Source organism: Polaribacter sejongensis, assembly GCF_038024065.1.
GTDB classification, from domain to species: domain Bacteria; phylum Bacteroidota; class Bacteroidia; order Flavobacteriales; family Flavobacteriaceae; genus Polaribacter; species Polaribacter sejongensis.
Map to the genome: position 1 here is coordinate 670,008 of NZ_CP150667.1, position 13,029 is coordinate 683,036.

Genomic DNA, 13,029 nt, shown 5'->3' on the forward strand with positions numbered 1-13,029 from the left:
TAAACATCTTTATTGATGGAATGACTGCGTAAAATTTAAAAATAAAATAATGATGTTAGGATTATCAAAATTAATGATGGATTTAATAAATACAGGTATGTTTACTTCTGTAGAATTTATAGATCATAATGCAATTAGTAAAGACCATTTAAAAGACGTTAAAGCAACATTTAATAATCAAGAAATAATTGTTCCAGTTTATACAAGTGATGATTATGAGTCTATAGTTAAAAAGATAATTGATAAAGCTAAATTCTAAAGGTTTTACAGTATTTAAATAAATGTAAATACTGATATTAAATATAATTTGTATGTTTGCATAAAACTGTATTATAATTTATATTATGTTAAATAGGTTTTTTAACAAACAATCTATCTTACTCTCTTATAAGACTAAACCAAACACATTACATACTCTGAGTATAAAAATTATAATCCTTTAAAACAACATCAATAAACTCTTTATCTGTTTTATGGATAGATTTAATTCCGGTTACTTCCAAGACTTTAGACCTCAGTTTTATCAAGGTTTTAAAGTCATTATATTTTTTTGCGGAATTAAAAGTATTTTTAATAATACGCACATCGTTGTCAGACAATTTAATAACATTCGGATATGTTGGTACGTATGCGTTGGAAATATTTTCTAAGATAGTTTCAGAAAACTGTACATTATCCTTTAGGTAAATAACCACTGTATTGGCAATGATATCTCCAAAACGTTGTTGATTATCGGTGAATAATATCAATAAAAAGCCAATCATTTTTCCAAAGAAAAAAAGCAACATTAATAAAGCTATTTCATCGTCTAATCCTAATGAAGCCACATAAACAAATAGTAATGTAAAAAGGTTAAAATCTACCACTCTTAAAAACCAACGGATAATGAAATCTGTTGTAGAAGGTTTAAAACCATCAATATTAATCACCTTTAAATGCAATAATTTTTTACCAACTGTTTGTCCGTTTAGGAGTATTTCTGAATACAAGGAATAAAAAGTAACCGGCAGAAAGATTAGTACATCTATGGCACGCAAAGACCAAGAATCTCCTTCTAAGGCAGTTTGAAACATTCTAAAATCTAAAAATTCCATAGCAAAATAGAGATATGCAAATTTTATAACATTATCTACGCCAAGTGCAAATAGCCTTTGGCCAACATTTGCAAGGGTAAAATTGATGTTTACATTTTGTGCTGTTTTTATTTGGAGTCTTTTCATGCAATGGTTAAATTCGCTCTGTATGAGAGAGGTCGCTTTTATAAAGCAAAATAAAGAAAAATGGCTCGAATTTGAACAAGGTTTTTCAAATAAAGAGAAAAAAAGTCCAGACGACATTGCAAACCTGCATATAAAAATCATGAACGATTTGGTATATGCGCAAACCTATTACCCTAAAAGTAAAGTTACTCAGTATTTAAATAAGTTGGCAAAGTCTAGTTTTGACAAGGTGTATCACTCAAAAAGACGCAACAAAAATGTTTTATTGTATTTCTTTTTTGACAAAGTACCACTACTCGCCTACCAGTACAGAAAATATATTTATTTGTCTTTTATTGTATTTTTTGCTTGTTTTTTCATCGGTTTGTTATCAACATTAAACGATACTTCTTTTGCAAGACAGATTTTAGGGAACAATTATATAGATCAAACGCTAGAAAACATAGAAAGTGGCGATGCCATGGCAATTTATAAAGGAGGCAGCAATTGGGGAACTTTTATAGGTATTTACGACAATAACCAACGAGTTGGCTTAAAAATGTTCTTATCTGGTTTATTTATAGGTATTGGTACCGGTTTTTACGTAGTATATAATGCCATTATGGTAGCTGTTTTTCAAGCATTCTTTTATCAAAATAATAGTTTGTTCGACAGTTTAAAAGGAATTTGGATTCATGGAACCTACGAGATTTTCAGCATGATCATAGAAGCAGCAGCCGGTTATATTATTGGAGCTAGTATTTTGTTCCCAGGAGCATACAAACGCTTCGAATCCTTTAAAATAGGGATGAAAGCAGCGTTTTATATTTTTATAAGCACGATTCCGTTTACCTTAGCAGCCGCTTTTTTAGAAGGTTATATTACCCGATATTCCAATATTATGCCTACCGTTTTGTGTTTTGCAATCATTGGTTTTAGTTTAGCTACTATTAGTTATTACTACTTAATTTTACCTTTTAAGGTAGCTAATAAACATCATTTACGTTAATGCAAAAAAAGGTATTTCTTTTCGTCTTATTTTTTACTTCCATTGTTTTAGGACAGGTTGAAAACGATAGTCTTCTTTTGTTAGAGAAAGACACTGTTCATTATGAGAAGTCTATTGAATATGCGCAAAAAAGAGCGTTTACAGAAAATATAAAAGAAAAGTATAACGACAAAGAGTTTCAATATACAGAAGAAGAAATTGAAGAGGCAGAGCCATTAAAACCTTCTGCAGGAGAATCTGCATTTGTTGGAGCATTTTTGTTTTTTATCAGTAATATTTTTCCTTTCATATTAGGGGGAATTATCATATTTATTATTTTAAAAACCTTTTTAGGCACAGAAACCAATTTCTGGAATTTTAAAAAGTCTAAAAAGAAAGTGGCAAAAAAACTGATTTATGAAGATGAAGATATTCATGAAACAGATATTGACGGATTGTTACAAAATGCCATTCAAAATAAGGAATATCGATTGGCAATTCGTTATTATTATTTATCAGTTTTAAAAACGCTATCAGACAAGAAACTTATTGATTATCATAAAGATAAAACCAATTCAGAATACCTTTTTGAAATAGAAAACACCACTACAAGAACTGATTTTTCGTATTTATCGTACGTTTATTCTTATGTATGGTATGGAGATTTCCCGATAGACGAAACCAATTTTAAATTGGTAGAAAGCAAGTATCAATCTTTTAAAAACACTTTAAAATAATGATACTACAACATTTAAAAAAATACGCTCCTCTCCTGCTCTTGTTCCTACTAATAGGTTGTCATAAAACAGATTGGAGTGAGAACTTTAAAGAGAAAGAGAAAAGTCCGTTTGGCAATTATATTATTTATAATGAAGCAGAAACGCTGTTTAAAAACAAGCAGGTTACTTTATTAAAACAGAATATTTATGATTACTTAATGTTAGAATCTGTAATTGATAGTGTAGAAATTAAAAATTACGTTTCCATAAAGCATAACGGTTTTAAATATACTAACGGAAGTACAAGGGAGCTTTTAGATTTTGTAGCCAAAGGAAATAACGTGTTTTTAGCTTTTAATAATTTTAGAGATACATTAAAATCCTCTTTAAAATTTACTACGAATAATTTAGATAAAGATGTATATGATGTAAAGGGGTTAAAAAAGTTAGAAGGAACTTTTGAATTGAATAACAAATCTTTTTCTAAAACTTCATTTTCTTTTGATAGAAATATTAGAAGAAACTACTTTTTACAATACAATGAAAACACCACCAGTATTTTAGGAACCTTTGCTGTTGATGGAGAAAAAGTGCCTAATTTTGTCAAAATTCATTATGGAGAAGGGGCTTTTTATTTACACACCCAACCCATTGCCTTTACCAATTATTATTTGTTAAACGGTAAAGAGGAATATGCGGCTAATGTATTTTCGTATTTACCAAATGCAGACGTAATTTGGGATCCGCAGATAAAATCTAGTAAATATGAAGATAAAAAGGAGGATGATAATAATGTGTTTAAATTCTTTTTAGAGCATCCAACGTTAACCTGGTTTTTATTTGTTTCATTAATAGGATTATTGCTGTTTATGCTTTTCAATGCAAGAAGAAAACAACGTCCGATTCCTATTATAAAACCCTTACAAAATTCGACAGTAGAATTTACTCAAACCATTGCCAATTTGTATTTAAAAGAACAAGATCATAAGAATTTGGTTGATAAAAAAATAGCCTACTTTTTAGAGAAGGTTCGTTCTAAATACCTTTTAGATACCAGTAATTTAAATGCTGATTTTATAGAAAAACTAGCTTCTAAATCTGGTAATGATTTGCAAAGAACAAAATATTTAGTAAATACAATTATTGCTTTAAATAAGAAGACGGAATGTCTTGAAGAAGAATTAATTGTGTTACATAAAATGATAGAAAATTTCTTAAATAAATAAGATATGGAAACACCTAATAACGAAGAAGTACAACAAGGTATCTCTTTTGAAAATAGAATTGATTTATCGGAATTACAAGAGAGTGTTTTTAAGATAAAAAAAGAACTACAAAAAGTAATTGTAGGTCAAAAAGACATGATGGATTTGTTGATCGTTGCACTACTTGCAGATGGTCATGTTTTAATAGAAGGTGTGCCTGGAGTTGCTAAAACGATTACTGCAAAATTGCTAGCAAGAACTATAGATGTTGGCTTTAGTAGAATACAGTTTACACCAGATTTAATGCCTTCAGATATCTTAGGGACTTCTGTTTTTAATGTAAAAACATCTGAATTTGAGTTTAAAAAAGGGCCTATTTTTTCGAGCATGATTTTAATTGATGAAATAAACAGAGCTCCTGCAAAAACACAAGCTGCTTTGTTTGAAGTGATGGAAGAAAAACAAATTACCATAGACGGACAAACGTTTCAATTACAAGAACCTTTTGTAGTTTTAGCAACGCAAAACCCTATAGAACAGGAAGGAACGTATCGTTTACCAGAAGCACAATTAGACCGTTTTTTATTCAAAATTAATGTCGATTACCCAAATGCAGATGAAGAATTACAAATTCTTTTAAAAGAACAAGCGTTAGAAAATACCACAAAAGCAAGTAAAATTGAAACAGTAATTTCTGGAGCTAAAATAAATGAATTTAGAAATTTAGTCAATCAGATAAAAATTGAAGAAAATTTACTAAAATACATTGCGAACATTGTAGTGAATACACGAACGAATTCCTTTTTATATTTAGGCGCTTCACCAAGAGCAAGTATTGCAATTTTAGGAGCTTCAAAAGCGTTTGCAGCCATTGAAGGACGTGATTTTGTTACACCAGAAGATATTAAAAGAGCCACAATACCTGTTTTACAACACAGAGTAATTGTAACGCCAGAAAGAGAAATGGAAGGTTTAACAAGCAAACAGATTATAGAGCAAATTATTGAGGCAGTGGAAATTCCGAGGTAAATCTAAGCGACATTGCGAGGAAACGAAGCAATCTCAATTTAACAATCAAATCTGTCATTCCGAACGAAGAATGAGGAGGAATCTCATTCTAAATGATATTACAATACGAGATCTCTCAATCGTACCTCATTTCGAGATGACAGAAAGTACAATTACACGATTAAACAAATTAACAATTACACATATTTTTGAAACATTTTTACAACACCTTATTCTTAAACAATCGATTTTTCTACATTTTAGGAAGCATCGCAGCTCTTTTTGTGGTTGGTTTTTTCATACCTTTCTTTTTTGTAGTTTCTAAAATGTTGCTTTTTGTTTTAGTGGTGTTACTATTGGTAGATGTTTTTATTTTATACAATACCAAAAATGCAATTATTGTGAATCGCTATTTACCAGAGCGATTGTCTAATGGAGATGTAAATAAAATATCGATGCAATTGCAAAGTTTATACGGTTTTAAAGCACATCTTTCTATTATAGAAGAAATTCCTTTTCAATTTCAAAAAAGAGATTTTATCTTCAATATTATCCTATCAAAAAAAGAAGAAAAAACAATTCATTACGATTTAATTCCGACAGAAAGAGGTGTTTATTTATTCGGAAACATCAATGTTTACGCAAGTTCTCCGTTGCAATTAGCAACTAAAAAACACGTTTTAGGAGAAGAAAAAGAGGTGAAATGCTATCCTTCATTCCTAAAGTTGAGAGAATTCGATTTTAAAGCTTTTAACAATGATGCTGTTTCTTACGGAACAAAAAAGGTTCGTAGAATTGGTCATTCTTTAGAATTTGAACAAATTAAAGAATATGTTTCTGGTGATGATATTCGGTCTTTAAACTGGAAAGCCACTGCAAAGAGAAACCAGTTAATGATCAATCAATATGTGGAAGAAAAATCGCAACCTGTTTATGCTATTATCGATAAAGGTCGTGCTATGCAAATGCATTTCAATAATTTAAGTCTGTTAGATTATGCGATAAATTCTACGTTGGCAATTAGCAATGTTATTTTAAGAAAACAAGACAAAGCTGGTATGTTATCGTTTTCAACAAAGTTGGAAGATTGGGTAGTTGCAGAAAAAAGAAACTCTCAGATGAGTTTAATTTCGGAAGCATTACACAATATTAAAACAGATTTTTCAGAGTCGGATTTTAGTACTCTATATGCCGTTGTTAAAAGAAAAATCACACAAAGAAGTTTACTTATTCTTTATACAAATTTTGAAACTATGGATGGTTTAAAGAGGCAACTCCCCTATTTACGGGCGTTGGCTAAAAACCATTTGGTTTTGGTGGTCTTTTTTGAAAATACAGCACTAGAAGCTTTAACCACAACACAAAGTGAAGATGTTTTAGGAGTTTATGATAGTATTATTGCAGAGAAATTTATGTACGAAAAGAAAAGTATTGTAAAAGAACTCAAAAAATACGGAATTCAAGCTGTTTTAACAAAACCAGAAAACTTAACCGGAGATACTATTAACAAGTATTTAGAGTTAAAATCTAGAGGATTATTTTAGAATAAGATATCGTAAAGGAAAACGATGAATAGGAAAGATATGGATTAAGTAAATCAAGTAATTATCGTTTGTGAAATTCATCACTTCTATGAGCTTTATTTTAGTAGAAAATTATATTAAGGAAAACAGTTATGCATAATTCATAAGGCCTAACACTTAAAACAAGTGTAAAAATAATTAGATTAATGCTGTTGGTAAAGAATAAATAATATATTTGTGCGCTTATTAAAAAAACGAAACATTAGAGAATGAATTGGTATATAAAAGTAATAAAACAGTATTCAGACTTTAAAGGAAGAGCAAGACGTCAAGAATATTGGATGTTTGTTTTAATAAACACGATTATTTCCATCGGTTTTATGTTTATGGACAAAATTTTTGGTACAAATTACGGAGAATTTGGTGAAGACGGTTACCTTGAAACATTCTATAGTTTAGCTGTTTTAGTGCCATACTTAGCTGTTACAGCAAGAAGAATGCATGATGTTGGAAAAAGTGGTTGGTATATGTTAATACCAATCTATAATTTAATTTTAGCTTGTTCAAATAGTGAGAATGGTGAAAATAAATGGGGAGAAAACCCAAAAGGTGAAGGAAATAGTTCAGAAATTAATCAAATAGGTCAAGAATAGTATAATTATTAAAAATTAAAAAAATGAATTGGTATTTAAAAGCAGTAAAAGAGCATTACGCAGATTTTAACGGTAGAGCAAGAAGAGAAGAGTATTGGATGTTTACATTATTTAATGCAATAATTTCTATTGTAATAACTTTTGTGTTTGCGGGGATTGGTATCGCTTTAGAGTCGCCTTTATTAGGCGGGTTAAGCTATATTTATACTTTGGCAGTTTTAGTACCAAGTTTAGCTGTTCTTGTAAGAAGATTACATGATACAGGAAAAAGTGGTTGGTTCTTTTTTATAGTTCTAATACCGTTAATTGGTTCTATTTGGTTATTGGTAGTATTGTGTACAGATAGTGTTTCTGGTGCAAATAAATGGGGTGAAAATCCTAAGGGAATTGGAAATAATTCTGCTATAAATGAAATAGGTAGAGAATAACTCTTTCAAATATTAAAATACAATAGAAGGTTGCTTATTTAGCAACCTTTTTTTTTGTTTATTTTTCTCAACTTTAACCCCTAAATAAAACTACTTTTGCCTTGTGAAAATTAGACAAAAATCAGAATCGGAATTTATTATTGTAATGGCTTCATTAATGTCTTTAGTTGCTTTTGCAATTGATGCATTATTACCGGCTATTTCAGATATTAGTGAAACAATTCATATTATAGACCCAAAAAACAATCAGTTATTTATAACCATGATTTTTTTAGGAATTGGTTTTGGGCAGCTTATTTCAGGTCCATTATCTGATAGTTTTGGTCGAAAACCTATTATCTATGTTGGTTTTAGTGTTTTTGTACTCGCTAGTTTTATTTGTCTTTTTGCCACTAATTTAGAAATGATGATTGTTGGTCGGTTTTTACAAGGAATAGGCTTATCTGCCCCAAGAACCATAAGTATTGCTATGGTTAGAGACCGTTTTAGCGGTAATTATATGGCGAGAGTTATGTCTTTTATTACGGTAATCTTTCTTTTAGTGCCTGTTATTGCTCCTGCTTTAGGTAAAATATTATTAGATGCTTACGGATGGAAATCTATTTTTTACAGTCAGTTAATTATAGGTGTTTTCATTATGCTTTGGGTCTGGAAAAGACAACCTGAAACTTTAGTGGTAGAAAAAAGAAAGAAATTTAAGTTAGCACTATTTGTAGAAGGAATTAAAGAATTTGTAAAGTATAAATACGCTGTAATTTTTACCATATTTTCTGGTTTTATTACAGGGTCCTTTATGGTGTATTTAAGTGCTAGTCAACATATTTTTGTAGAACAATATCACTTAGAAGAAGAGTTTCCGTTTATTTTTGCTTGTTTGGCAATTAGTATTGGAATGGCTACTTTTTTGAATGGAAAGCTCGTAGTAAAAATGGGAATGTTTAAACTAGTTTCCTTTTTTACAATAATGTTTACGGTAGTTTCACTAATCTACATTCTCTTTTTTTATGGAGATACGAATCCGAATATTTATGTCTTATTGATATTTTTTGGTTTGCAATTCTTTTCAATCGGATTTTTATTTGGTAATACTAGAGCTTTGGCAATGGAACCTATAGGCCATATTGCAGGTGTTGGAGCGGCTATTAATGGTTTTGTTTCTACCATTATGGCAGTACCAATTGCTACTTTTATTGGTAGTTATATTACAGACACCGCTTTGCCTCTATTTATTGGTTTTTTTGTTTGTGGTACCATTGCGCTCTTGTTAATTCTACTTCTAAAATTAAGGAAAAATTAGTTTTAAAAAGATCTATATTTATTTGAAATAATAGATAAAAACAACCAAATATTAGCATTAGCCTATCAACTTTAAAAAATATTATAATATTTTAGTATGGAAATTCCTATAATTTATCAAGATGAGTTTATTATTTGCGTTGCTAAACCTAATAATGTACTTGTACACCATGCGCATCATTCTAGAAATGTTGCTGATGAAAAATCTCTTTTACAACTGTTAGATGAACAAGTTGGTGGTAAATTTTATCCGATTCATCGATTGGATAGAAAAACATCTGGAATTATTTTATTAGCAAAGGAAACACACTTTGTTTCTAAGTTTCAAGACTTGTTTACTGCTAATGAAATTCAGAAAACGTATTATGGAGTAGTTCGTGGTTTTTCTCCGGAATCAAAAATTATTGATTCTCCTGTAAAAGGCAGAGATGCTAATGTTCACAAAGAGGCTTTAACACATTTAAGAACTCTAGAGCAAGTCACTTTAGATATTCCTGTAAAACCGTATGATTCTTCTCGTTATAGTTTGGTAGAATTATCGCCTAAAACAGGAAGAATGCATCAATTGCGTGTGCACTCTAATAAAATAAGTCACCCTTTAATTGGTGATTCAAAATATGGTGACAAGAATCATGATGTAATGTTTGAAGAAAATTTTGGTTGGAAAAATATGTTTTTACATGCAGGGAAACTAGAATTTAAACATCCTTTTACTGAAGATAAACTTATTCTAAAAGCTTCTTTTCCTGAAGATTGGATTGGTTTATTTAAAGCTTTTTCTTGGGTAAATCCTGTTGAGTAAAAAAGTTATTTCGCGGAGATTCACGGAGTGAAAACACAGAGGATCACGGAGTTTTTTTTTAAAAAAATAATCCCATAAAAAAGTACTTTACTTTGTCATTCCTGTGAAAACAGTAATCTACAATTCGATTTTACAGACTGTGTATTTCTGAAGAATTAAAAAATGTTAGAAAACAATTCTAGTTGTTCTGATTGAAAAAATTGTTTCGCAGAGATTCACGGAGAAAATATCAAAAAATCTTTGCGAGCATCAACGATAAACTCTGCGAATCTCTGTGTAGTATTATTGCTCTATAGATTGTGCGTTAAAACTAATCAATTCTCCTTCTTCAAAAACTGGCGTAATTTCTATCGGGTTGCAACAGACTTCGCAATCTTCTATGTAGGTTTGTTGGTAGACGCTTTGGTCTAGTATCATTGAAATTTCTTCCCAACAATGTGGGCATTGAAAAAAGTGTTCTCTTTCCATTATTTTGTCCTTTTTAAAACTATATTTTTAAATCAATTTACGAACTTTTCTTGTCTAGAGTACAACCAAACGGTTTATTTGCTGATTATTTACAACTATTAAAGTTTTAAACTTAGTGAAATTTAATATTCAATTAAACTTAAAATAGCTTTTTCTATTCTGTTTTTAGGTAAATATTGATTTTCTAAATTTTTATCAAACGGAATTGGAGTTTCTAAACTAGCGACTCTTTTTACGGGGGCATCTAGGTGTTCATAACAGTTTTCGTTGATTAAAGCAGAAATATCACTCGAAATTCCGCCAAACAAAGAATCTTCTTGAACTACAATAGCTTTACCTGTTTTTTTAACGGATGTATAAATTGTTTCTACATCTAAAGGTTGTAGAGTTCTTAAGTCTATAACATCTGCAGAAATATGTTTGTTGTTTTCTAAAACCTCTAAAACCCAATGTATTGCTGCTCCGTAACTGATTATTGTAAGCTGCGTTCCTTCTTTTAAAAGTGCTGCTTTTCCAATTTCTGTAGTAAAATAATTTTCTGATACTTCTTGATAAACAGATCTATATAATGCTTTATGCTCAAAAAAAAGTACCGGGTTAGGCTCGTTAATCGCTGCAATTAATAATCCTTTTGCGTCTTGTGGAAATGCAGGATACACAACTTTTAAACCAGGAGTTTTAGTAAACCAAGCTTCATTGGTTTGGCTATGAAAAGGACCTGCGCCTATATCTGCCCCACAAGGCATTCTTATAACAACATCGGCTTTTTGTTGCCATCTATAATGAGATTTTGCCAATAAATTTACAATCGGGTTAAAGCCAGAAGAAACAAAATCTGCAAATTGCATTTCAACTATTGCTTTCATTCCGTTTACAGATAAGCCATACGCGGCAGAAACAATGGCAGACTCACATATAGGTGTATTACGAATACGCTCTTTTCCAAATTTTGCTACAAAACCATCTGTAACTTTAAAAACACCACCATATTCTGCAACATCTTGCCCCATGATTACTAAGTCGGCATGTTTTTCCATGGATTGTTCTAAGCCTTCAGAAATAGCGTCTACAAATCGAATGATTTTCTTTTTTGTTGAAGGTGTAATTTCATTAGATGCATCATCTTGATACACGTCATTGAGTTCCGTTTCTAAATTCGGAATTATTTTTTCCTCATCAAAAGCTATTTGTAAGTGTTCATTTATCTCCTGAACTATTTCTGTTTTAAGAAAAACCTCTAGTGCTTCGGATAAGATTCCTTCATTTTTAAGAAACTCTTGATAATTTTCTACAGGATCTTTGGCTGCCCAAAAATCTAAATCCGCTTGCGGAACATATTTAGTGCCACTCGCCTCTTCGTGCCCGCGCATTCTAAACGTTTTAAACTCTAATAAAATTGGTCTTGGTTTTTCTCTGACACTTTTTGCTAATTGACTAACTTTTGAATATACTTCTAAAATATTATTGCCATCAATAATATGGCTTTCCATTCCGTAACCAATACCTTTATCTGCAATATGTTCGCATTTAAATTGCTCTAAAGAAGGTGTAGATAAGCCGTAACCATTGTTTTCAATACAAAATAGCACAGGTAAATTCCAGACAGCAGCTACATTTAGCGCTTCATGAAAATCACCTTCACTCGTGGCGCCATCACCAGAAAAAACAGCACATACTTTGTTATTTTTCTTTAATAAGTTAGCCAATGCAATTCCGTCTGCAACACCTAATTGTGGACCTAAATGAGAGATCATGCCTACAATATTGTATTCTTGTGCACCAAAATGAAAACTTCTATCTCTACCTTTTGTAAAGCCGTTCATTTTTCCTTGCCATTGAGAAAATAATTTATGCAAAGGGATTTCTCTAGTAGTAAAAACTCCTAAATTTCTGTGCATTGGTAAAATATACTCCTCTTTTTCTAAAGCTGCTGTAACACCAACTGAAATTGCTTCTTGACCAATTCCTGAAAACCATTTAGATATTTTCCCTTGCCTTAAGAGAATTAGCATTTTTTCCTCGATTAAGCGAGGTTTTAACATGTATTTATAGAGGCTTAATAACGTATCGTTATGAATGGAAAGAGGTTTAATAAAATCAATTTTTGAAGACATAAATTGTAGATTTTATAGTTATGCTAACAAACATACAGATAAAGGGATAGAATCCATAAAAAAAACCTTATCATTTTACTGATAAGGTTTTAAATGGTATTAAAAAAAAGAAGCTTACAGTTGTTGAAAAATCTCGTGCATCATTCTCTTTTTATCATTGATGCTTTCTTCTAAAGCAATCATTGTTTCTGTTCTATTTACTCCAGGAATATCGTCTATTCTGTAAATAATGTCTTTTGCATCATTAGTACCTTTTGCTCTTACTTTACAAAAAATATTGTATTTTCCAGCAGTTACATAGGCTACAGTAACGTTTGGAATGTTTCTTAAATCTGCAATAACATTCTGAGTCATAGAGGTTTTTTCTAGATACACACCTACATGTGCTATGAAAGAATACCCCATTTTCTCATAGTTTAAAGTAAGCGTAGATCCTTGAATAATACCTTCATCTTCCATTTTTTTTACACGTACGTGAATGGTACCTGCAGATACCAATAGTTGTTTTGCAATATCGGTAAAAGGAGTCCTTGCATTTTCAATTAACACATCTAAAATCTGATGATCTATTTCGTCTAATATAAATTTTTTCATTTTTTACGTATTATTCAAATTACTACGCAAAT

General features: G+C 30.6%; 14 protein-coding genes. 10 read left to right on the forward strand and 4 right to left on the reverse strand.

Annotation, left to right across the window (positions count from 1 at the left end):
* The first annotated feature begins 49 nt into the window (after positions 1-49).
* On the forward strand, positions 50-259 hold the full coding sequence (locus tag WHD08_RS02450; protein ID WP_244183266.1) for a hypothetical protein: 210 nt from the start codon (positions 50-52) through the stop codon (positions 257-259).
* Positions 260-407: 148 nt separating this feature from the next.
* On the opposite strand, the gene WHD08_RS02455 is transcribed toward WHD08_RS02450, so the two are convergent.
* Positions 408-1,220 carry an RDD family protein gene (locus tag WHD08_RS02455; RefSeq protein WP_208889355.1) on the reverse strand — a complete coding sequence of 271 codons (813 nt, stop codon included), beginning with the start codon at positions 1,218-1,220 and terminating at the stop codon, positions 408-410.
* A 22-nt stretch (positions 1,221-1,242) separates the two neighbouring features.
* Between WHD08_RS02455 and WHD08_RS02460 the strand changes: the two genes are divergently transcribed.
* The 9 genes from WHD08_RS02460 (at position 1,243) to WHD08_RS02500 (ending at position 9,821) form a co-directional block, all read left to right on the forward strand.
* Positions 1,243-2,208: a stage II sporulation protein M gene (locus WHD08_RS02460; RefSeq protein ID WP_165731212.1), complete on the forward strand. Its 966-nt coding sequence runs from the start codon at positions 1,243-1,245 to the stop codon at positions 2,206-2,208.
* Positions 2,208-2,924 (forward strand): DUF4129 domain-containing protein, encoded by a 717-nt coding sequence (locus WHD08_RS02465; RefSeq protein WP_208889354.1) that lies wholly within the window; start codon positions 2,208-2,210, stop codon positions 2,922-2,924. The genes WHD08_RS02460 and WHD08_RS02465 overlap by 1 nt, the downstream gene beginning before the upstream one ends.
* The gene (locus WHD08_RS02470; RefSeq protein WP_208889353.1) at positions 2,924-4,132 is read left to right on the forward strand and encodes a DUF4350 domain-containing protein; all 1,209 of its coding nucleotides are present in this window, start codon (positions 2,924-2,926) and stop codon (positions 4,130-4,132) included. Before WHD08_RS02465 ends, WHD08_RS02470 begins: the two co-directional genes overlap by 1 nt.
* Before the next feature lie 3 nt (positions 4,133-4,135).
* The gene (locus tag WHD08_RS02475; protein WP_208889352.1) at positions 4,136-5,140 is read left to right on the forward strand and encodes an AAA family ATPase; all 1,005 of its coding nucleotides are present in this window, start codon (positions 4,136-4,138) and stop codon (positions 5,138-5,140) included.
* Between the two features lie 188 nt (positions 5,141-5,328).
* Positions 5,329-6,663, forward strand: coding sequence for a DUF58 domain-containing protein (locus tag WHD08_RS02480; protein ID WP_244183265.1), 1,335 nt, complete (start codon positions 5,329-5,331; stop codon positions 6,661-6,663).
* Between the two features lie 248 nt (positions 6,664-6,911).
* Positions 6,912-7,295: a DUF805 domain-containing protein gene (locus WHD08_RS02485; RefSeq protein ID WP_165731216.1), complete on the forward strand. Its 384-nt coding sequence runs from the start codon at positions 6,912-6,914 to the stop codon at positions 7,293-7,295.
* Positions 7,296-7,318: 23 nt separating this feature from the next.
* Positions 7,319-7,723 (forward strand): DUF805 domain-containing protein, encoded by a 405-nt coding sequence (locus WHD08_RS02490; RefSeq protein ID WP_165731217.1) that lies wholly within the window; start codon positions 7,319-7,321, stop codon positions 7,721-7,723.
* A gap of 103 nt (positions 7,724-7,826) precedes the next feature.
* Entirely contained in the window at positions 7,827-9,020 is a 1,194-nt protein-coding gene (locus WHD08_RS02495; protein WP_165731218.1) for a multidrug effflux MFS transporter, read from the forward strand.
* A 96-nt stretch (positions 9,021-9,116) separates the two neighbouring features.
* The gene (locus WHD08_RS02500) at positions 9,117-9,821 is read left to right on the forward strand and encodes a pseudouridine synthase (protein WP_208889351.1); all 705 of its coding nucleotides are present in this window, start codon (positions 9,117-9,119) and stop codon (positions 9,819-9,821) included.
* 282 nt (positions 9,822-10,103) lie between these two features.
* On the opposite strand, the gene WHD08_RS02505 is transcribed toward WHD08_RS02500, so the two are convergent.
* The 3 genes from WHD08_RS02505 to WHD08_RS02515 form a co-directional block, all read right to left on the reverse strand.
* The gene (locus WHD08_RS02505; protein WP_208889350.1) at positions 10,104-10,289 is read right to left on the reverse strand and encodes a CPXCG motif-containing cysteine-rich protein; all 186 of its coding nucleotides are present in this window, start codon (positions 10,287-10,289) and stop codon (positions 10,104-10,106) included.
* 122 nt (positions 10,290-10,411) lie between these two features.
* The gene (locus WHD08_RS02510) at positions 10,412-12,403 is read right to left on the reverse strand and encodes an alpha-ketoacid dehydrogenase subunit alpha/beta (RefSeq protein WP_208889349.1); all 1,992 of its coding nucleotides are present in this window, start codon (positions 12,401-12,403) and stop codon (positions 10,412-10,414) included.
* 114 nt (positions 12,404-12,517) lie between these two features.
* Entirely contained in the window at positions 12,518-12,997 is a 480-nt protein-coding gene (locus tag WHD08_RS02515; RefSeq protein WP_068452778.1) for an Lrp/AsnC family transcriptional regulator, read from the reverse strand.
* Between the last annotated feature and the right edge of the window lie 32 nt (positions 12,998-13,029).

What these genes read in the sequence shown, in the direction of transcription:
- WHD08_RS02450 (WP_244183266.1), top strand. Translation starts at nt 50, where the DNA reads ATGATGTTAGGATTATCAAAATTAATGATGGATTTAATAAATACAGGT.
- WHD08_RS02455 (WP_208889355.1), bottom strand. Translation starts at nt 1,220, where the DNA reads ATGAAAAGACTCCAAATAAAAACAGCACAAAATGTAAACATCAATTTT.
- WHD08_RS02460 (WP_165731212.1), top strand. Translation starts at nt 1,243, where the DNA reads ATGAGAGAGGTCGCTTTTATAAAGCAAAATAAAGAAAAATGGCTCGAA.
- WHD08_RS02465 (WP_208889354.1), top strand. Translation starts at nt 2,208, where the DNA reads ATGCAAAAAAAGGTATTTCTTTTCGTCTTATTTTTTACTTCCATTGTT.
- WHD08_RS02470 (WP_208889353.1), top strand. Translation starts at nt 2,924, where the DNA reads ATGATACTACAACATTTAAAAAAATACGCTCCTCTCCTGCTCTTGTTC.
- WHD08_RS02475 (WP_208889352.1), top strand. Translation starts at nt 4,136, where the DNA reads ATGGAAACACCTAATAACGAAGAAGTACAACAAGGTATCTCTTTTGAA.
- WHD08_RS02485 (WP_165731216.1), top strand. Translation starts at nt 6,912, where the DNA reads ATGAATTGGTATATAAAAGTAATAAAACAGTATTCAGACTTTAAAGGA.
- WHD08_RS02490 (WP_165731217.1), top strand. Translation starts at nt 7,319, where the DNA reads ATGAATTGGTATTTAAAAGCAGTAAAAGAGCATTACGCAGATTTTAAC.
- WHD08_RS02500 (WP_208889351.1), top strand. Translation starts at nt 9,117, where the DNA reads ATGGAAATTCCTATAATTTATCAAGATGAGTTTATTATTTGCGTTGCT.
- WHD08_RS02505 (WP_208889350.1), bottom strand. Translation starts at nt 10,289, where the DNA reads ATGGAAAGAGAACACTTTTTTCAATGCCCACATTGTTGGGAAGAAATT.
- WHD08_RS02510 (WP_208889349.1), bottom strand. Translation starts at nt 12,403, where the DNA reads ATGTCTTCAAAAATTGATTTTATTAAACCTCTTTCCATTCATAACGAT.
- WHD08_RS02515 (WP_068452778.1), bottom strand. Translation starts at nt 12,997, where the DNA reads ATGAAAAAATTTATATTAGACGAAATAGATCATCAGATTTTAGATGTG.